Consider the following 19,876-nt stretch of genomic DNA (forward strand, 5'->3'; position numbering starts at 1 on the left):
AAGCGCGGCGCGGGCGTCGCAATGCGCTTCCGCTGCCTTTCACGGCTGTTTCGCCGTGTGCCAAGAATTAACTGCGAACCCAGGAGCCAAAGTGACTCGCAGATCGTTTCTGACGCTCGCGTGCAGCGTAATGATGTTGTCCGCGTGCGGCTTCCAGCTGCGCGGCCAGTCGGACTACGCGTTCAAGCGCCTCGCCATCGCCGGCGCGCCGCCGGCGTTCGCCGCGCGCCTGACGCGCGTCGTCCAGGGCGGCAGCGATACTGTCATCGTCAATTCGCCCGCCAATGCGGACGCGGTGCTGCGCATAACCGAATCGCTCGGCAACAGCGTGTTGACGCTGAATTCGCTCGGCGTGGTCGAAGAGTACGCGTTGACGTATTCGATCAACTACACACTGGTTGGCGCGGACGGAACGCTGCTGATTCCAACGAGCGTGATTTCGCTGAATCGCGCCATGACCTATAGCGATCAGTTCTCGCAGTCAAAGGCGGCCGAGGCCGACATTCTTTACGCGGACATGCGTAACGACGCGGTCGATCAATTGTGGCGGCGTCTGGCGATCGTGAAGTCGCTGCATCCGGCGCCGGGGCAGGGCGTGCCGGCCGTGGTGCCGCACGCGCCGCTACCCCCGCCGCCGCTTTGATCAGTGTTGCCTTTGTTTATCGCTAAATCCGACCATGCAACTGCGACTTGACGCGCTTGAACCGCATCTGACGAAAGGGCTCGCTGGCCTGTATGTCGTGTATGGCGACGAGCATCTGCTCGCGCAGGAAGCCTGCGATCGCATTCGCGCGGCTGCGCGCGCAGCGGGCTTTACGGACCGCAATGTGTTCACGGTCGAGCGGGGCTTTGACTGGAGTTCGCTGCTTGGGGCGAGTCAGTCGATGTCGTTGTTTGGTGACAAGCAACTGGTCGAACTGCGTATTCCGACCGGCAAGCCCGGCAAAGAAGGCGCCGAAGCGCTGAAGACGCTGGCCGACGCTGCAAATCCGGATGTGCTGACGCTTATCACGCTGCCGCGGCTCGATGCGGCGACGCAGAAGGCTGGGTGGTTCACCACGCTTGCCGATGCAGGTGTTGCGTTGAAGATCGATCCTGTCGAACGCGCGCAGCTGCCGAACTGGATCGGGCAGCGGCTCGCGCTTCAGCAGCAGCGCGTAGCGCCCGGCGATGAAGGACGGCGTGCGCTGCAGTTTATGGGCGAGCGCGTCGAAGGGAATCTGCTGGCTGCGCATCAGGAGATTCAGAAGCTTGGGCTGCTGTATCCGGCCGGTGTGCTTACGTTCGAGCAGATTCACGACGCGGTGCTCAACGTCGCGCGCTACGACGTGTTCAAGCTTAACGAGGCGATGCTGGCCGGCGACGTCGGCCGCTTATCGAGGATGCTCGACGGCCTGCGCGGCGAAGGCGAGGCCGCGGTGCTCGTGCTGTGGGCGGTGGTCGAAGAGATACGGACACTGCTGCGCATCAAGCGCGGTGTCGCCGCGGGCAAGCCGCTCGCGATGCTGCTGCGCGAAAACCGCGTGTGGGGGCCGCGCGAGCGGCTCGTCGGACCTGCTCTATCGCGTGTGACCGAGCGCGCACTGGAGAAGGCGCTGAGCCTGGCCGCGCGGCTGGATCGGCAAGTGAAAGGCTTATCGGGAAGCGCGCCCGGCAGTCGTCGCGCTGGCGATCCACCGCCTGATCCATGGGCAGGATTGTTCGAACTCGCAATGACAGTAGCCGCAGCTCCAGCACCGAGCGCGGGAAAAGGCGCGGGCCCGGCCGGCGGCTCGCCGCGTGTGCCGCCAGCCGGGCGACCGGCGCCCGCGGGGGCGGTCGGGAGGCGGCCGTCGTAGTTTTGACGGGTTCCCCTGATCCTGGCGGCCGATGGTCCGGCGCTCATGGCCCTTGTAGCGGCCGCAGTCTGGGCCCGGGTTCACTTTAGCCTTGACGTGCAAATCGCTTCTCCGACTTACAATCGATCCAAGGTTCGCTAACTGACAGCGGCCGCGCCCTCAAAACCCGAGGCAGCGTGACCGCATGAGACTCACGATGGATATCGACCAGTACATGACCGACCTCGGCCAACGCGCGCGCAAGGCGTCGCGCGCGATGGCGCGGGCGTCGACGGCGGCGAAGAATGCCGCGCTAGAGGCCATTGCACACGCGATCGAGCGCGACGCAACGCAGCTAAAGGAAGCGAACGGGCGGGACGTTACGCGCGCTCGCGAGAAGGGCCTGGATGCGGCGTTCGTTGACCGCCTCACGCTCTCCGACAAGGCGCTGAAGACGATGGTCGAAGGCTTGCGCCAGGTTGCGGCGCTGCCGGATCCGATCGGCGAGATCAGCAATCTGAAATACCGGCCGAGCGGCATTCAGGTCGGGCAGATGCGCGTGCCGCTGGGCGTGATCGGCATCATCTATGAGTCGCGGCCGAATGTGACGATCGATGCGGCGGCGCTGTGTCTGAAGTCGGGCAATGCGACGATTTTGCGCGGCGGGTCCGAGGCGCTCGAATGCAATACGGCGCTGGCCAAACTGATCGGCGAAGGACTCGATGCGGCCGGTTTGCCGCAAGATGCAGTGCTGGTGGTTGAGACATCGGACCGAGCAGCCGTGGGCAAGCTGATCACGATGACCGAATACGTCGACGTAATCGTGCCGCGCGGCGGCAAGAGCCTGATCGCGCGGCTGATGGAAGAGGCGCGCGTGCCGATGATCAAGCATCTCGACGGCATCTGTCATGTGTATGTCGACGATCGCGCGGATATCGCGAAGGCGATGAATGTTTGTGATAACGCAAAGACGCATCGCTACGGCACGTGCAACACGATGGAGACGCTGCTGGTCGCACGCGAGATCGCACCGAGGATCTTGCCGCAGCTCGGCAAGCTCTATCGCGAAAAAGAGGTTGAATTGCGCGTGGATTCCGCAGCGCGTGTTGTGCTCGAGGCTGCTGGTGTTGCGCCGTTAGTCGATGCAACCGAAGAGGATTGGAGTACCGAGTATCTCGCGCCGGTGCTTGCAGTGAAAATCGTCGACGGCCTTGATGACGCGATCGAGCACATCAACACGTACGGCTCCGCACACACGGATGCAATCGTCACCGAAGATCACGACCGCGCGATGCGCTTTCTGCGCGAAGTAGATTCGGCGAGCGTGATGGTGAATGCGTCGACGCGTTTCGCAGACGGTTTCGAGTTTGGCCTCGGCGCTGAGATCGGGATATCCAACGATAAACTGCACGCGCGCGGGCCTGTGGGGCTTGAAGGCCTGACGTCTCTCAAGTATGTCGTGTTGGGACATGGCGAAGGGCGCCAATAAGCTTGTTTGTCTGATTGACATCAAAAATGCAGAATAAGGACTCTTGATGCTTTGGATCAAAACGTTTCACATCGTATTGATCGCTGCGTGGTTCGCCGGGCTTTTCTATTTGCCGCGGATTTACGTCAATCTTGCGATGGAGACGGAGCCAGCGGCCGTCGCACGATTACTGATCATGGCGCGCAAGCTGTTTCGCTTTATGTCGTTTATCGCCGTGCCTGCGCTTGCCTGTGGGCTTTGGCTTTGGCTCGCGGTCGGCATCGGGCGCGGGCAAGGATGGATTCACGCGAAGGTCGGCGTGGTTGTATTACTGGTGATTTACCACGTCTACTGCGGCGTATTGCTGCGGACGTTCGAGCGCGGCGAGAATCGTCGCTCGCACAAGTGGTATCGGATGTTTAATGAGCTTCCGGTGCTGGGCATGCTGGCAGCGGTGGCGCTGGTGGTGATCAAGCCGTTTTAAAGTAACTTGTTGTTCTCTCGGTGCTCTTCAATTACCGGCATAGACGCTAAAATAAGTTAGTGAACCTTCTTTAGCGTCTTTTGTTGCGTATCAAGCTCTTCTTTTTTTGACCGACTATCACGTTGGTTATCTTCGCGGCGCTTATGTGCCGATTCGCATCGCAGTCCATTTCGTTTAGACGTTTCGACGAATTACTGGCAATACGCAAGTAGTGCCTATCTTCGCACCGCCGCCTTCTTTTGCATCACGTGCGCACGCTCCGCCCTTTGACACGACGGATTTCGGCTAGCGCGGAATTTCTTTCGCCTTCCTTTCTTGCTTGCTTTGATCGGCCTCCGGCAAGTCCCTATTCGGAGTTGTCCGATATTCCCTTAAGAGGGCGTCCCATAAAGTTCACATCGCGGTAGATGGGCTGGGCGAACTCTCTCTCTTCTCAAATTTTCTCCTATCCCACCTCCCGGCTTCGGCCGATTGACACGCGACAGCGGTTCACGACTTCTCGTGTCCCGAGGCCGGTCTGAAGTGCTCCATTTTTTCTTTGGCTAAAGGCTCCGATTGCTCGGCGCCGCGGGATGTTTTTGCGTCTGTTTTAGCTGCAAAGGTTATTCCGAGATTTTTAGGATTGTGCGATGAATAAGGCTTATCGGTCAGTTTGGAATGAGTCCACCGGGACGTGGATGGCGGTGCAGGAGAATGCGAAGGGACGTGGGAAAAAATCTCGCGGCACAACTTTGTCTGCCGTTGGCGGAAGCCTGATCGCAGGGACCCTGCTTGTCGCGGCTAGCGGTTATGCGCCTGAAGCGATGGCTAAGGGTGCGCTGCGCCTATGTAACGGTGGTTATGGCAGCGGTGGAACTGCATATGGGCCTAGCAGCAGCAGCAGCATCGGAATTGGCTGTACCAGTGGGTCGAATGACGGTGCGGACTTTACGTTGGACGCCAATCAGTCGTCGACAGACGGTGGTGCCGGATTTGAAGGCGCAACGACCTATGTCCGCGGATGGTACAACGGCGCTCTTGAATTGAAGGCTGGCACTACCGTGAATGTGCTTAGCCAGATGGACATGGGGAGCAACAAGATCACCAACGTTGCAAACGGCACGGCGGATAACGATGCGGTGAACGTCTCGCAGCTCAAGGGCGTGACGACGGCACTGGGCGGTGGCGCCGCAGTGAACGCGGACGGCACGATCAAGAAGCCGAGCTACAACGTTGCAGGCAGCACCTACGGCGACGTCGGCGCAGCGCTGAGCGCAGTGGACGCGAAGGCATCGACCGGCTCGGCTGACGGCGTGAAATACGACACGTCGGCACACGACAAGGTGACGTTCAGCGGTGCAAACGGCACGACGCTGTCGAACGTGAACGCCGGCAAGGCGGACAAGGACGCGGTGAACGTCGCCCAGCTGAAGGCAGCGGGCCTGAACATCGATACGTCGGGTGCGGTGACGAACTCGTTCGTCGCCTACGATGATGCGACGAAGGGCAAGGTCACGCTGGCAGGCGGCTCGGCAGGCACGACGATCACAAACCTGAAGGCCGGCGCAGTCAATGCAACGAGCAAAGACGCGATCAACGGCTCGCAGCTCTTCACGCTTGCAGCAAGCGAAGCAGCAGCGCTGGGTGGCGGTTCAGCTGTCAACACCGACGGCAGCATCTCGAAGCCAACCTATTCAGTCGACGGTAAGTCAGTAAGCGGCGTCGACGGCGCGGTGAGCGCACTCGACACGCGCATCACCAATGCCACAGCTAACAATGTGGATATCGCCAGCAAGATGAAGTACGTCAAGTTCGGCGACACGACCGCACTGGACGCCACGGCTTCCGGCGAGAACTCCGTCGCAATCGGCGGCTACGCCCAAGCAATTGGTGCAAACTCGCTCGCAATCGGCGCGCAGTCTCGTGCAATGGGCGCGAACTCCGTCGCGGTCGGCTACGGCTCGTCGGCTACGCAAGACAACACCTTCGCAGTCGGTTCCACCACGTTGAAGCGTCGCGTCGTCAACGTTGCAGACGCGACCGGCGTCAGCGATGCGGTCACGCTCGGCCAGATGAACACGGCCATCGGCGCGGCGATCGTGAACTCCGGCGTGAAGAGCAACGGCATGCTCGGCGCATCGACGATGCTGCTCGGCGCGACCGCCTCGAGCAAGACGCCGGATCAGTTGATCGTCTCCGGCCCGACTAGCCTGTCCACTCCGACCGACGCCATCGGCCGGAACGGCATCGCGATGGGTCTGAACGCGCACGCCAATGCGGATAACGCAGTGGCCGCCGGTCAGAACGTCAGCGTGCTCGGCGCGAACGGCGTTGCAGTCGGCCAGAACATCGCGGTCGGCGCGGATTCCGCCGTCGGCATCGGTGTGGGCACGTCCGTAGCGTCCGAAAACGCGGTCGCTATCGGCAGCAACGGCACGGAAGTCAACACCGGCGCGGCGAATGCTGTCGCGATCGGTAGCGGCGTGTCGGTCGGTGGCCAGAATTCCGTCGGTCTCGGCAGCAACATCATTGTCGGCACCGCGAATAGCGTGGTGCTCGGTGCGAACAGCTCCGACGACAACCGTGCGAATACGGTATCGGTCGGCTCCTCGGCCGTGCCGGGCATGGGCACGTCGCTCGTGCGTCGCCAGGTCATCAACGTCGCAGCGGGTACGCAAGACTTCGACGCAGTCAACGTTTCGCAGCTGAAGGGCGTGACGACGGCATTGGGCGGCGGCGCTGGCGTGAACACGGACGGTTCGATCAAGAAGCCGAGCTACAACGTGGCGGGCGGTACGTATAACGACGTCGGTACGGCACTCGCCGCTGTGGACTCGAAGGCAGGGTCGGGCTCGGTCGACGCGGTCAAGTACGACACGTCGGCGCACGACAAGGTGACGTTCAACGGTTCGAACGGCACGACGCTGTCGAACGTGAACGCCGGTAAGGCGGACAAGGACGCGGTGAACGTCGCCCAGCTGAAAGCAGCGGGCCTGAACATCGACACGTCGGGCGCGGTGACGAACTCGTTCGTTGCGTATGACGATGCGACGAAGGGCAAGGTCACGCTGGCAGGCGGTTCGGCAGGCACGACGATCACCAACGTGAAGGCCGGTGCAGTTAGCGCATCGAGCAAGGACGCGATCAACGGCTCGCAACTGTACGGTGAGGCCAGCAGCACGGCCGCCGCATTGGGTGGTGGCGCCGCGGTGAACTCGGACGGCACGATCAAGGCGCCGACGTACACGGTCCAGGGTCAGACGAAGGGCGATGTTGGCTCGGCGCTGGCTGCGATCGATACGGCGACGACCGGCAACACGACGTCGATCACGAACCTGACGAATAACATCAACAACGGCACGATCGGTCTGGTCCAGCAGGACAAGACGACGAAGGCGATCACCGTGGCGAAGGCAACCGACGGCACGACGGTGGACTTCACCGGCACGGCTGGCGCGCGTCAACTGAAGGGCGTGTCCACGGGCTCGGCCGACACGGATGCAGTGAACGTAGCGCAGCTGAAGGCAGCAGGCCTGAACATCGACACGTCGGGCACGGTGACGAACTCGTTCGTTGCGTATGACGATGCGACGAAGGGCAAGGTCACGCTGGCAGGCACGAACGGCACGACCATCTCGAATGTGAACGCCGGTAAGGCGGACAAGGACGCGGTGAACGTCGCCCAGCTGAAGGCAGCGGGACTGAACATCGACACGTCGGGCACGGTGACGAACTCGTTCGTCGCCTACGACGACGCGACGAAGGGCAAGGTCACGCTGGCAGGTGGCGCGGCAGGCACGACGATCACGAACGTGAAGGCCGGTGCAGTCAACGCATCGAGCATGGACGCGGTCAATGGCTCGCAGCTGTACAACACGGCGAACAGCACGGCGGCAGCGCTGGGCGGCGGCACGACGGTGGACGCGAACGGCAAGATCACGAAGCCGAGCTACAACGTTGCCGGCAGCACGTACGGCGATGTCGGTTCAGCGCTCGCAGCGGTGGACGCGAAGGCGGCCACGGGTTCGATTGACGGCGTGAAGTACGACTCGTCGGCGCACGACAAGGTGACGTTCAATGGTTCGAACGGCACGAAGCTGTCGAACGTGACGGCCGGTACGGCGGACATGGACGCAGTGAACTTGGCGCAGCTGAAGGCAGCGGGTCTGAACGTGGACACGTCGGGCAATGTGACGAACTCGTTCGTTGCATACGACGACGCGACCAAGGGCAAGGTCACGCTGGCAGGCGGCTCGGCGGGCACGACGATCACCAACGTGAAGGCGGGTGCATTGAACGCCACCAGCACGGAGGCGGTGAACGGCGCGCAACTGTACGCCACGAACCAGAACGTGAGCTCGCTGTCGACGCAAGTCACCAACATCAACGCGCAGATGGGCGACGTGGTGAAGTACGACACGTCGGCGCACGACAAGGTGACGTTCAACGGTTCGAACGGCACGACGCTGTCGAACGTGAACGCCGGTAAGGCGGACAAGGACGCGGTGAACGTCGCCCAGCTGAAAGCAGCGGGCCTGAACATCGACACGTCGGGCGCGGTGACGAACTCGTTCGTTGCGTATGACGATGCGACGAAGGGCAAGGTCACGCTGGCAGGTGGTTCGGCAGGCACGACGATCAGCAACGTGAAGGCTGCAAAGGCCGACAACGAAGCGGTCAACCTCGCGCAGCTGAAGGCAGCCGGCCTGAATGTCGACACGTCGGGCACGGTGACGAACTCGTTCGTCGCCTATGACGACGCGACGAAGGGCAAGGTCACGCTGGCAGGTGGTGCAGCAGGCACGACGATCACGAATGTGAAGGCCGGTGCGGTCAACGCATCGAGCATGGACGCGATCAACGGCTCGCAGCTGTACAACACGGCGAACAGCACGGCGGCAGCGCTGGGCGGCGGCACGACGGTGGACGCGAACGGCAAGATCACGAAGCCGAGCTACAACGTTGCCGGCAGCACGTACGGCGATGTCGGTTCAGCGCTCGCAGCGGTGGACGCGAAGGCGGCCACGGGTTCGATTGACGGCGTGAAGTACGACTCGTCGGCGCACGACAAGGTGACGTTCAATGGTTCGAACGGCACGAAGCTGTCGAACGTGACGGCCGGTACGGCGGACATGGACGCAGTGAACTTGGCGCAGCTGAAGGCAGCGGGTCTGAACGTGGACACGTCGGGCAATGTGACGAACTCGTTCGTTGCATACGACGACGCGACCAAGGGCAAGGTCACGCTGGCAGGTGGTGCGGCAGGTACGACGATCACCAACGTGAAGGCCGGTGCAGTTAGCGCATCGAGCACGGACGCAATCAACGGTTCGCAGCTCTACTCGCTCGCTGCCAGCGAAACGAAGGCACTCGGCGGCGGTTCGACGGTCAATCCGGACGGCACCATTTCGATGCCTGAGTACTCGGTCGGCGGCAAGACGGTCGACGGCGTGGATGGTGCGGTGACCGCGCTCGACACGCGTATTACCGATATGTCGTCGGCGATGGTCGAAATCGCGCCGAAGCTGAAGTACATCAAGTTCGGCGACACGACGGCGCTCGACGCGACGGCTTCCGGTGCGGACGCGGTTGCAATCGGTGGCTACGCTCAGGCAATGGGCGACGGCGCGCTCGCAATCGGCGCGAATGCCCGTGCGATGGCAACCAACTCGGTGGCGATCGGTTTCGGTTCGTCGACGTCGCAAGCGAACACGTTCGCGGTCGGTTCGACGACAGGCAAGCGCCGTATCGTGAACGTCGCTGACGGTACGAGCATCACCGATGCGGTGACGGTGGGCCAGATGAACACGGCTATCGGTGCGGCGATCTCGGGCTCCGGCGTGAAGAACAACGGCATGCTCGGCGCCTCGACGATGTTGCTCGGTGCGACGTCCAGCAAGACGCCGGATCAGCTGATCGTCTCGGGTCCGACGACGTTGTCGACCCCGACCGACGCGCTCGGCAAGAACGGCATCGCAATGGGTCTGAACGCCCACGCTAATGCGGATAACGCAGTGGCAGCGGGTCAGAACGTCAGCGTGCTGGGCAGCAACGGCGTTGCGGTCGGCCAGAACATCGCGATCGGCGCGGATTCCGCGGTCGGTATCGGTTCGACGGTTTCGGCGGCTTCGATCAACTCGGTGGCCATCGGCAGCAACGGCACCGAAGTGAACACGGGTTCGGACAACGCAGTGGCGATCGGTAGCAACGTGTCGATCGGTGGCAAGAACACCGTCGGCATCGGCAGCAACATCGTCGCCGCTACCGAAGGCAGCGTGGTGCTGGGCGCGAACAGCTCGGACGATAACCGTGCGAACACGGTCTCGGTCGGCTCGTCGGCAGTGCCGGGTATGGGCACGTCGCTGGTGCGTCGTCAGGTGATCAACGTGGCGGCCGGTACGCAAGACTTCGACGCGGTCAACGTGTCGCAGTTGAAGGGCGTGACGTCTGCGCTCGGCGGCGGTGCGACGGTGAACGCGGACGGTTCGGTGAAGAAGCCGAGCTACGCGATCGGCGGCAACACGTACACGGATGTGGGTTCGGCATTCTCCGCACTGGCATCGCAAGCAGGTTCCGGTTCGGTCGACGGCGTGAGCTACGACACCTCGGCGCATGACAAGGTGACGTTCAACGGCGCCAGCGGCACGACGCTGTCGAACGTGAAGGCCGGCGCGCTTAGCGCCACCAGCATGGACGCGGTGAACGGTTCGCAGCTCTACGCGACGAACCAGAACGTGGCGAAGAACACCGGCGACATCACGACGCTGAACACGCAGATCACCACGATCAACGGTCAGCTCGCGGATGCCGTGAAGTACGACTCGTCGGCGCACGACAAGGTGTCGTTGGCAGGTGGTGCAGCAGGCACGACGATCACGAACGTGAAGGCGGGCGCAGTCAGCTCGTCCAGCATGGACGCGGTCAACGGTTCGCAGCTGTACAACACGGCTAGCAGCACGGCGGCAGCGCTGGGCGGCGGTTCGTCGGTGAACGCGGACGGCACGGTCAAGAAGCCGAGCTACAACGTCGCAGGCAGCACGTATGGCGACGTCGGTTCGGCCCTGGCGGCGGTGGACGCGAAGGCGGCAACCGGTTCGGTCGATGGCATCAAGTACGACACGTCGGCGCATGACCGCGTGACGTTCAACGGCGCCAACGGCACGACCCTGTCGAACGTGAACGCCGGTAAGGCGGACAAGGACGCGGTGAACGTGGCTCAGCTGAAGTCGGCGGGTCTGAACATCGATACGTCGGGCAACGTGACGAACTCGTTCGTCTCGTACGATGACGCATCGAAGGGCAAGATCACGCTCGGCGGCGCAGCCGGCACGACGATCGCGAACGTGAAGGCCGGCGCGGTGAACGCGACCAGCAAGGACGCGATCAACGGCTCGCAGCTGTTCAACACGGCTAGCAGCACGGCGGCAGCGCTGGGCGGCGGCTCGACGGTGAACGCGGACGGCACGATCTCGGCTCCGACGTACGCGCTGAACGAAGGCTCGACGACCGTTCATACGGTTGGCGATGCGATCACTAACATCGACGGTCGTGTCACGCAGAACACCAGTGACATCACCAACATCACCAACACGCTGGTTGACGGTGGTGTGATCGATGGCTCGACGGGCAAGTCGCTCGCCGTGGTGTACGACAGCGCAACGAAGGACTCGGTGACGTTCGGTGGCAAGGGTGCAACGGCTCCGGTCGCACTGCACAACGTTGCTGCGGGTGAGTTGTCGGCAACGAGCAACGATGCGGTCAACGGTTCGCAGTTGTTCACGACCAACAAGCGTATCGACGAGATCAACCACAACGCGGGCAACATCGGCGACGTGGTGATGTACGACACGTCGGCTCACGACCGCATCACGCTGGGTGGTCTCGCTGGTGGCATGAGTGCTCCGGTGATCCTGTCCAACGTCGCGGACGGCAAGAGCAAGTACGACGCGGTGAACTTCGGTCAGTTGTCCGCGCTGCAAGGTCAGGTCACGAACCTCGACAACCGTGTCACGGTGGTCGAAGGCCAGGTGACCAACATCAGCGGTGGCGGCGGTAGCTGGAACAACGATGCAGGTGGCAAGAAGATCACCAACGTCGCTGATGGCACCGAGAAGACCGATGCGGTCAACGTGGGTCAGTTGAACGAGGCGGTGCAAAGCGCGAACAACTACACGGATTCGCGTATCGGTGAATTGCCGAGCGGCATGTCGTCGAAGGACTACGTCGATCAGAGCATGAAGTCGATGCAGTCGCAGGTGAACAGCGTCGCGAAGAACTCGTACGGCGGTATCGCCGCGGCAACCGCGCTGACGATGATTCCGGACGTCGATCAGGGCAAGACGATCGCGGTCGGTGTCGGTACCGGTAACTACAAGGGCTATCAGGCTGTCGCGCTCGGCGCTTCGGCACGCATCACCCAGAACCTGAAGGTGAAGGTTGGTGCGGGTATGGCCCCGGGTAACGGGACGACCGTCGGTGCGGGTGCTTCGTACCAGTGGTAAGCAGTAAGCGGAAGAGCGGTGCAGTAACGGCCGCTCGACTGCGAGTTGCAAGACCTGTGTAGTTCTTCAAGCAGTAGTTGGTCAAACGGGCTCCTTCGGGAGCCCGTTTTTTTGCATGGCCGCCTGGGCGCTTAGCCTTCCGGCCCAACCCGCCGGCGCGTAATCAGATCCTTCGCGCCCGCCAGTTTCTCCGCCAGCTCCGGCCCGCGCTGCAACGCGACGCCGACCGCCAGAATGTCGCCGATCGCGAGATGCGAGGTACGCGACGTCATCGGCGAAAAAATATCTGTGTCTTCATCGACGTTCGCAAAGAGTCCAATCGAGGCGATTCGCGCGAGCGGCGAATTGCCGTGCGTGACCGCGATCACTTTCGCGCCTGCGGCAAGCGCCGATTTCGCCGCATCGATGATGTCGCGCGTGCGTCCCGTGTTCGAAATCGCGACCACCACGTCGCCTTTGCCCAGCAGCGCGGCTGACATCAAAAACGTATGCGGATCCGAATAGGCGACGCTCGGCATGCCTAGCCGGAAAAACTTGTGCTGCATATCGAGCGCGGCGACGCCCGAGCCGCCCGCACCGTAGAACTCGATCCGGCGCGCGTGCGCGAGCACGTCGATTGCCGCCGCGACGCTGTCCGACGACAGGTTGTTGCGCACCTGGATCAGCGCGCCGATGGTCCGGTCGAGTACTTTTGCCGCGACGCCCGGCGCCGGCTCGTCCGGACGCACGTCGCGATAGACCGCAGGCACGTCGGCTGCAATACCCTGTGCCAGCCGGATCTTGAACTCGCGGAAGCCCGAAAAGCCGAGCGCATGGCAGAAGCGCGCGATTGTCGGCTGGCTCACGCCCGCGCGCGCCGCGACTTCCGTCATCGACAGATCGAGCACTTCGCGCGGCGCCTCGATCACGTAGTCGGCGAGCTTGCGTTCGGATGGGCGCAACTGGTCGCGCATCGCTTCCACCTGGGACAACATCATCGGAGAACTCGCACTATGCTGAAGAAACGAATGGACTATAGCTGATCAGCAGATTAGGTACAAAAACTACATATCGCTGTATAGGTGATTTCCCTGGGAAGCGGGCTGTTTTATCGAACGCCTTTGATAAAGCGGCTTATGAGCCGATCGACTGAATCTCGGATTCAGCATCGGCAACATTGATTCGATGTAGTTTTTCTACTAAACTCCCTGTGCACGGTCGGAAACGCAGGCCGTGTCCCCGCGATACCGAATCCGGCGCGAGCGCCTTCCGATGTGCGCATCCGCCCGCCAGAGCGACGAAGGAGCATCATCGATGGTTTCCCCGCATTCGCAATTGATGAAGGTCACGCGTCGCGTGATCGAGCGCAGCCAATCGACTCGCGACGCCTATCTGGCGCGCATCGAGCAGGCGCAGGGTCATTTCCCGGCGCGCGGCGCGCTGTCGTGCGCGAACCTCGCGCACGGTTTCGCCGGCCTCGAAGGCAACGACAAGTTCGCGATCAAGACGATCGCTCAGCCGAACATCGGCATCGTGTCCTCGTACAACGAGATGTTGTCCGCGCACGCGCCGTATAAAACATTCCCCGACATCATCAAAGCCGCCGCGCGCGAAAACGGCGGCGTCGCGCAGTTCGCGGGCGGCGTGCCCGCGATGTGCGACGGCATCACGCAAGGCAACGCGGGCATGGAACTGTCGCTCTTTTCGCGCGAAGTCATCGCGATGAGCACAGCCGTTGCGCTCACGCACAACATGTTCGATGCGGCGCTATGTCTTGGCGTGTGCGACAAGATCGTGCCGGGCCTGATGATCGGCGCGTTGCAGTTCGGCCACTTGCCGACCATCTTCGTGCCGGCCGGCCCGATGACGAGCGGCCTGTCGAACGACGACAAGGCCAAGATCCGCCAGCAGTTCGCGACCGGTGGCTGCGATCGCGGCGCGCTGCTCGAGGCGGAAGCGGCCGCGTACCACAGCCACGGCACCTGCACGTTCTACGGCACCGCCAACAGCAATCAGATGCTGATGGAAGTGATGGGCATGCATCTGCCCGGCTCGGCGTTCGTGCATCCGCATACGCCGCTGCGCGATGCGCTGACCGCGCAGGCCGCCCGCCGCGTGCTCGATCTCACGGTCGATCGCGGCCACTACATGCCGATCGGTCATGTGGTCGACGAGAAGGCGGTTGTGAACGGCATCGTGGCGTTGCTCGCAACCGGTGGTTCGACGAACCACACGCTGCACCTCGTCGCGATCGCGCGCGCGGCGGGCATCATCATCGATTGGGATGACTTCGACACGCTGTCGCAAGCCGTGCCGCTGCTCGCGAAGGTCTATCCGAACGGCAAGGCCGACGTGAATCACTTCCATGCGGCCGGCGGCGTGGCGTTCCTCGTGCGCAATCTGCTCGAAGGCGGTCTGCTGCACGAAGATGTGAACACCGTCGCGGGCAAGGGCCTCTCGCACTACACGCAGGAGCCGAAGCTGATCGACGGCAAGCTGACGTGGGTGCCGGGCGCGCACGAAAGCCACGACACGAAGGTGCTGCGCAGTATCAAGGAGCCGTTCCAGCCCGACGGCGGCCTGCGTCTGATGCAAGGCAAGCTCGGCCGCGGCGTGATCAAGATTTCCGCGGTTGCGCACGAGCATCGCGCGGTGAAAGCGCCCGCGATAGTGTTCGACTCGCAGGAAGCCGTGCAGGAAGCATTCGATAACGGCGAACTGAAGCGCGATTTCGTCGCGGTCGTGCGCTTCCAGGGCGCGCGTGCAAACGGTATGCCCGAGCTGCATCGTTTGACGCCGTTGCTCGGCGTGCTGCAGGATCAGGGTTTCCATGTGGCGCTCGTCACCGATGGCCGTATGTCCGGTGCATCGGGCAAGGTGCCCGCGGTGATTCACGTATCGCCTGAAGCGTTATTGCAAGGCCCGCTCGGCAAGGTGCGCACCGGCGACACGATCGTGATCGACGCGGAAGCCGGCGTGCTCGACATCGAGATCGACGCAGCCGAATGGGAGGCGCGTCCGCTTGCCGTGTGCCACCACCAGGCGGAAAACGAAGTGGGCTTCGGTCGCGAGCTGTTCGGCGTGTTCCGCGCGGCGGCGGCGCCGGCAGAGCTCGGCGCATCGGTGTTCGGTCCGCTCGTCGGCGAAGCCGCGCATTACGACGGCGCACAAGCAAGCGGCCACGGCCACGGCGCGAAGGCGGGCGCTTCAGCATCGACAGACCACGAGGCGAAAAAGCACGCCTCTGCACAAGCCACGCACGCGCAATCCAGCCACGCAATGCACAAGTAAGGAGTGTGACCATGACGTCAAAGACAGTAAGCGACATCGTTCGGCTGGGCCCCGTCATTCCGGTGCTCGCATTCGATTCGGTCGAGCAGGGCGAGCACGTGTCGCGTGCGTTGCATGCGGGCGGCGTAAAAGTGCTCGAAATCACGCTGCGCACCGAATCGGGTTTGAAAGCGATCGAGCGCGCAAGCCAGCTGGCGGAAGATATCGTCGTCGGTGTCGGCACGATCACGAGGCCCGAGCAATGCGCGCTGGCGAAGAAAGCCGGTGCGCAGTTCGGTGTGTCGCCGGGACTCACGAAAGACATGCACAAGGCCGCGCAGGATGCCGGACTGCCGCTGCTGCCCGGCGTGATGACGCCGACCGACATCATCGTCGCGCTCGAACTCGGCTATGAGATCGTGAAGTTTTTCCCCGCGCAGCAAGCAGGCGGCGTGCCGATGCTGCAAGCGTTTCACGGTCCGTTCCCGACGCTCAAGTTCTGTCCGACCGGCGGCATCACGGCTGAATCGGCGCCGAATTTTCTCGCGCTGCCGAACGTGGTCTGCGTCGGCGGCTCGTGGCTCACGCCGAAGGCCGCGCTCGCGGCGCAGAACTGGGATGAAGTGACGCGTCTTGCACGTGCCGCGACCGCGCTCGCCGCACATTGATGTGAGGGCAATGCGTTTTTACCGTTGATCTAGCCTGAGCATCGGTTTCTGCAGTACGCACGAAGCCTCGCCGAGTCAGCCGTATGGCTGCGAAGGCGAGGCTTTTTTACGCGCACACAGTAAAATTCGCGTCCTGGTACGCGACGTGCAGCCGCACTCTCCGACACCCTGCATTCAAAATCAATAACGCATAGGAGGAGCTTTATGGAAGCTGTCCACGGCAGCATGCTGCTGGTCTACGGCGTGATCGCGATCGCAGTTCTGATCCTGATGATCACGCGCTTCAAGGTCTATCCATTCCTCGTCCTGATCATCGTTTCCTTGCTGCTCGGGCTCGCTGCCGGTATGCCGGCCGGGTCGATCGTCAAATCGTTCGAAACGGGCAACGGCAATACGCTTGGGCATATCGCGATCGTCGTCGGCCTCGGCACGATGCTTGGCAAGATGATGGCCGAATCGGGCGGCGCCGAGCGCATCGCCACCACGCTAATTCGCTGGTTCGGCGAAAAGAACATTCACTGGGCGATGATGTTCGTCGCGATCATCGTCGGTTTGCCGGTGTTCTTCGAAGTGGGCTTCGTGCTGCTGATTCCGATTGCCTTCAACGTTGCGAAGCGCACGGGCAAATCGCTGCTGCTGATCGGCCTGCCGATGGTCGCGGGTTTGTCGGTCGTGCACGGGCTGATTCCGCCGCACCCGGCCGCCTTGCTCGCGGTGCAGGCGTATCACGCGGATATCGGCAGAACGATTGTGTATGGGTTGATCGTCGGTGTGCCGACGGCGATCGTTGCCGGGCCGCTATTCGCGTTGCTGATTCACCGTCACATCACGTTGCCGGAAAACAATCCGCTCGCTGCACAGTTCATCGCGAAGTTCGACGATCAGAGCGGTGATCATGACAAGAAGCGTGAAGAGTGCGACTTGCCGGGTTTCGGTGTCACACTCTTCACGATCCTGCTGCCGGTCATCCTGATGCTGATCGGCAGCTGGGCCGATCTTGTCACGACGCCGAAGACGCTCGCGAATGATCTGTTGCACTTCATCGGCAATACGGATGTCGCGCTGCTGATCGCGGTGCTCGTCAGCTTCTGGACGTTCGGTGCGCAGCGCGGCTTCAATCGCGAGCAGATCCAGAAATTTTGCGGTGAATGTCTCGCGCCGATCGCGGGGATCACGCTGATCGTCGGAGCGGGCGGCGGGTTCGGCCGCGTGCTGATGGATAGCGGTATTTCGAAGCAGATCGTCGACACGGCGACGTCCGCGCATCTGTCGCCGCTGTTGCTCGGATGGTTGGTGGCCGCGCTGATTCGCCTCGCGACCGGTTCCGCAACCGTCGCGATGACGACGGCCTGCGGCATCGTCGCGCCGATCGCGTCCGCGGGTGCGGTCGCCGTCAAGCCGGAACTGCTTGTGCTCGCAACCGGCTCAGGCTCTCTGATTTTCTCGCACGTCAACGATGGCGGCTTCTGGCTGATCAAGGAGTATTTCGGAATGACGGTCGGTCAAACGTTCAAGACGTGGTCGCTGTGCGAGACCATCATTTCGGTGCTAGGTTTGGGACTAACCTTCGCATTGGCGGCCGTCCTGTAAGGAGTGTTCGATGATTCTGATTGCGATGGGCGTGTCGGGCGCCGGCAAAACGCGGATTGGCGAGTTGCTCGCCGAGCGGTTGCATTGCGACTTCACCGATGGCGACGCGTTTCACAGCGCGGCGAACAAGGCGAAGATGCACAAAGGCATTCCACTGACCGACGACGACCGCTGGCCGTGGCTGAAGACAATACGCGCGGCGATCGAAGAAAAGCAGCATGCGCACGAGACGGCGGTGTTCACGTGCTCGTCGCTCAAACGCGCGTATCGCGACATCTTGCGCGCGGGTGACAAGGATGTGTGCTTTGTCTATCTGAAGGGAACGCGCGAAGTACTGCAGGAGCGGTTGTCGACTCGTACCGGGCACTTCTTCGACCCGTCGCTATTGCAGAGCCAGCTCGAGACGCTCGAAGAGCCGAACGAAGATGAAGCGATTACGGTGAGTATCGATCTGACGCCGGAGCAGATTGTCGATGAGGTGATTGATCGGCTGAAGATGCGTTAGCCCTCGTGCGGGGTCCATAGATAAAAATTGAGCCGCCCTTGGGCGGCTCATTTCTCTTAACCAATCCGCTTCGCCAACTCCACCGCCTTCCCGACATAAGAGCCCGGCGTCATCGCAAGCAGCCGCTCTTTCGCATCCGCCGGAATATTCAACCCGCCGATAAACGTCTGCAGCGCGTCGCGCGTAATGCCCTTGCCGCGCGTCAACTCCTTCAGCTGCTCATACGGGTTTTCGATTCCATATCGACGCATCACGGTCTGCACCGGCTCGGCCAGCACTTCCCAGCAATTGTCGAGATCGTCGTTCAGGCGCTGCGGATTGACTTCGAGCTTGTCGAGACCGCGAATCAGCGCATCGTATGCCAGCAGCGAGTAACCGAACGCGACGCCGATATTGCGCAGCACCGTCGAATCGGTCAGGTCACGCTGCCAGCGCGACACCGGCAGTTTGTCCGCGAGGTGGCGCAGCGTAGCGTTCGCGAGCCCGAGATTGCCCTCGGAGTTTTCGAAGTCGATCGGGTTGACCTTGTGCGGCATCGTCGACGAACCGATTTCACCCGCCTTCGTCCTCTGCTTGAAGTAGCCGAGCGAGATATAGCCCCACACGTCGCGATCGAGATCGAGCAGGATCGTGTTCGCGCGTGCGACCGCGTCGAACAGTTCCGCCATATAGTCGTGCGGCTCGATCTGGATGGTGTACGGGTTGAACGCCAGCTTCAGCCGCTCCTCGACGACCTTGCGCGAGAACGCTTCCCAGTCGAACTCCGGATACGCAGACAGATGCGCGTTGAAGTTGCCGACCGCGCCGTTCATCTTGCCGAGCAGTTCGACCTTCGCGATGCGCTCGATTGCCCGCGCGAGCCGCGCGGCCACGTTCGCCACTTCCTTGCCGAGCGTCGTCGGGCTGGCTGGCTGGCCGTGCGTGCGGGACAGCATCGGTTGCTCCGCCTGTGCATGCGCCAGCGCGATCAGCCGCTGATGCACCGAACGCAGCGCCGGCAGGATCACATGTTCACGCGCACCGGCAAGCATCAAACCGTGCGACGTATTGTTGATATCTTCCGACGTGCACGCGAAGTGGATGAACTCGCTCGCGCGTTCGAGCTCGGGCTGTCCCTTGACCGACTCCTTCAGCCAGTACTCGACGGCCTTCACGTCGTGGTTCGTCACGCGCTCGATGTCCTTGATGCGCGCCGCATCGTGCGCCGTGAAGCGCTCGACCAGCTGCAGCAGAAATTGCTCGGATGCCGCCGAAAAACGCGGCACCTCGGCAAACCCGGCGTGCGACAGCGCGATCAGCCAGTGAATTTCGACGGTCACGCGGTGACGCATGAAGGCGGCTTCCGAAAGCCAGTCGCGCAGGGCTTCGGTTTTCGGCGCGTAGCGGCCGTCGAGCGGGGACAGCGCGGTCAGCGCGAACAGGGTATCGGGGCGGGTGTCGGACATGATGGGGCGGACGCGCAGCGTCAGGACGGAAACGGGGAGAACCGCGAATTTTACCACCGCGGGCGCCTTGTCCAGTGCTTAAGCCCGTCGTTAGTCCCATTGGCTTGCCGGGCCGCCGCTAGAATGCTGACTTCGCCGGACTTCCTTTTTCCCCGGCGCCCATAGGCTCG

At 62.3% G+C, this 19,876-nt stretch carries 11 protein-coding genes; 9 read left to right on the forward strand and 2 right to left on the reverse strand.

Annotated elements, in window-relative coordinates:
* Positions 1-91: 91 nt before the first annotated feature.
* The 5 genes from KZJ38_RS04325 (at position 92) to KZJ38_RS04345 (ending at position 12,249) form a co-directional block, all read left to right on the forward strand.
* Positions 92-643: an LPS-assembly lipoprotein LptE gene (locus tag KZJ38_RS04325; RefSeq protein WP_219798934.1), complete on the forward strand. Its 552-nt coding sequence runs from the start codon at positions 92-94 to the stop codon at positions 641-643.
* A gap of 34 nt (positions 644-677) precedes the next feature.
* Complete coding sequence (gene holA, locus KZJ38_RS04330) at positions 678-1,838, forward strand: DNA polymerase III subunit delta (protein ID WP_219798935.1); 1,161 nt, start codon at positions 678-680, stop codon at positions 1,836-1,838.
* A 196-nt stretch (positions 1,839-2,034) separates the two neighbouring features.
* Positions 2,035-3,306, forward strand: coding sequence for a glutamate-5-semialdehyde dehydrogenase (locus KZJ38_RS04335; protein WP_219800110.1), 1,272 nt, complete (start codon positions 2,035-2,037; stop codon positions 3,304-3,306).
* A gap of 46 nt (positions 3,307-3,352) precedes the next feature.
* Complete coding sequence (locus tag KZJ38_RS04340) at positions 3,353-3,769, forward strand: CopD family protein (protein ID WP_219798936.1); 417 nt, start codon at positions 3,353-3,355, stop codon at positions 3,767-3,769.
* A gap of 1,022 nt (positions 3,770-4,791) precedes the next feature.
* Entirely contained in the window at positions 4,792-12,249 is a 7,458-nt protein-coding gene (locus KZJ38_RS04345; RefSeq protein ID WP_246641636.1) for a YadA-like family protein, read from the forward strand.
* 131 nt (positions 12,250-12,380) lie between these two features.
* On the opposite strand, the gene KZJ38_RS04350 is transcribed toward KZJ38_RS04345, so the two are convergent.
* On the reverse strand, positions 12,381-13,226 hold the full coding sequence (locus KZJ38_RS04350; protein ID WP_219798938.1) for a MurR/RpiR family transcriptional regulator: 846 nt from the start codon (positions 13,224-13,226) through the stop codon (positions 12,381-12,383).
* Between the two features lie 316 nt (positions 13,227-13,542).
* On the opposite strand from KZJ38_RS04350, the gene edd reads away from it, so the two are divergent.
* From edd to KZJ38_RS04370, 4 genes are all read left to right on the forward strand, one after another.
* A complete protein-coding gene (edd, locus tag KZJ38_RS04355) occupies positions 13,543-15,519 on the forward strand; it encodes a phosphogluconate dehydratase (RefSeq protein WP_219798939.1) in 1,977 nt (658 codons plus the stop codon).
* Between the two features lie 11 nt (positions 15,520-15,530).
* On the forward strand, positions 15,531-16,166 hold the full coding sequence (gene eda / locus KZJ38_RS04360) for a bifunctional 4-hydroxy-2-oxoglutarate aldolase/2-dehydro-3-deoxy-phosphogluconate aldolase (protein WP_219798940.1): 636 nt from the start codon (positions 15,531-15,533) through the stop codon (positions 16,164-16,166).
* A 204-nt stretch (positions 16,167-16,370) separates the two neighbouring features.
* Positions 16,371-17,756 (forward strand): GntP family permease, encoded by a 1,386-nt coding sequence (locus tag KZJ38_RS04365; protein WP_219798941.1) that lies wholly within the window; start codon positions 16,371-16,373, stop codon positions 17,754-17,756.
* A 10-nt stretch (positions 17,757-17,766) separates the two neighbouring features.
* Complete coding sequence (locus KZJ38_RS04370; protein WP_219798942.1) at positions 17,767-18,261, forward strand: gluconokinase; 495 nt, start codon at positions 17,767-17,769, stop codon at positions 18,259-18,261.
* A 56-nt stretch (positions 18,262-18,317) separates the two neighbouring features.
* Here the strand turns inward: KZJ38_RS04370 and purB are convergent, their stop codons facing one another.
* Positions 18,318-19,706, reverse strand: a complete 1,389-nt coding sequence (gene purB, locus KZJ38_RS04375; RefSeq protein WP_219798943.1) for an adenylosuccinate lyase — start codon at positions 19,704-19,706, stop codon at positions 18,318-18,320.
* Between the last annotated feature and the right edge of the window lie 170 nt (positions 19,707-19,876).

It is taken from the genome of Paraburkholderia edwinii (assembly GCF_019428685.1).
In the GTDB taxonomy this organism is placed as follows: Bacteria; Pseudomonadota; Gammaproteobacteria; order Burkholderiales; family Burkholderiaceae; genus Paraburkholderia; species Paraburkholderia edwinii.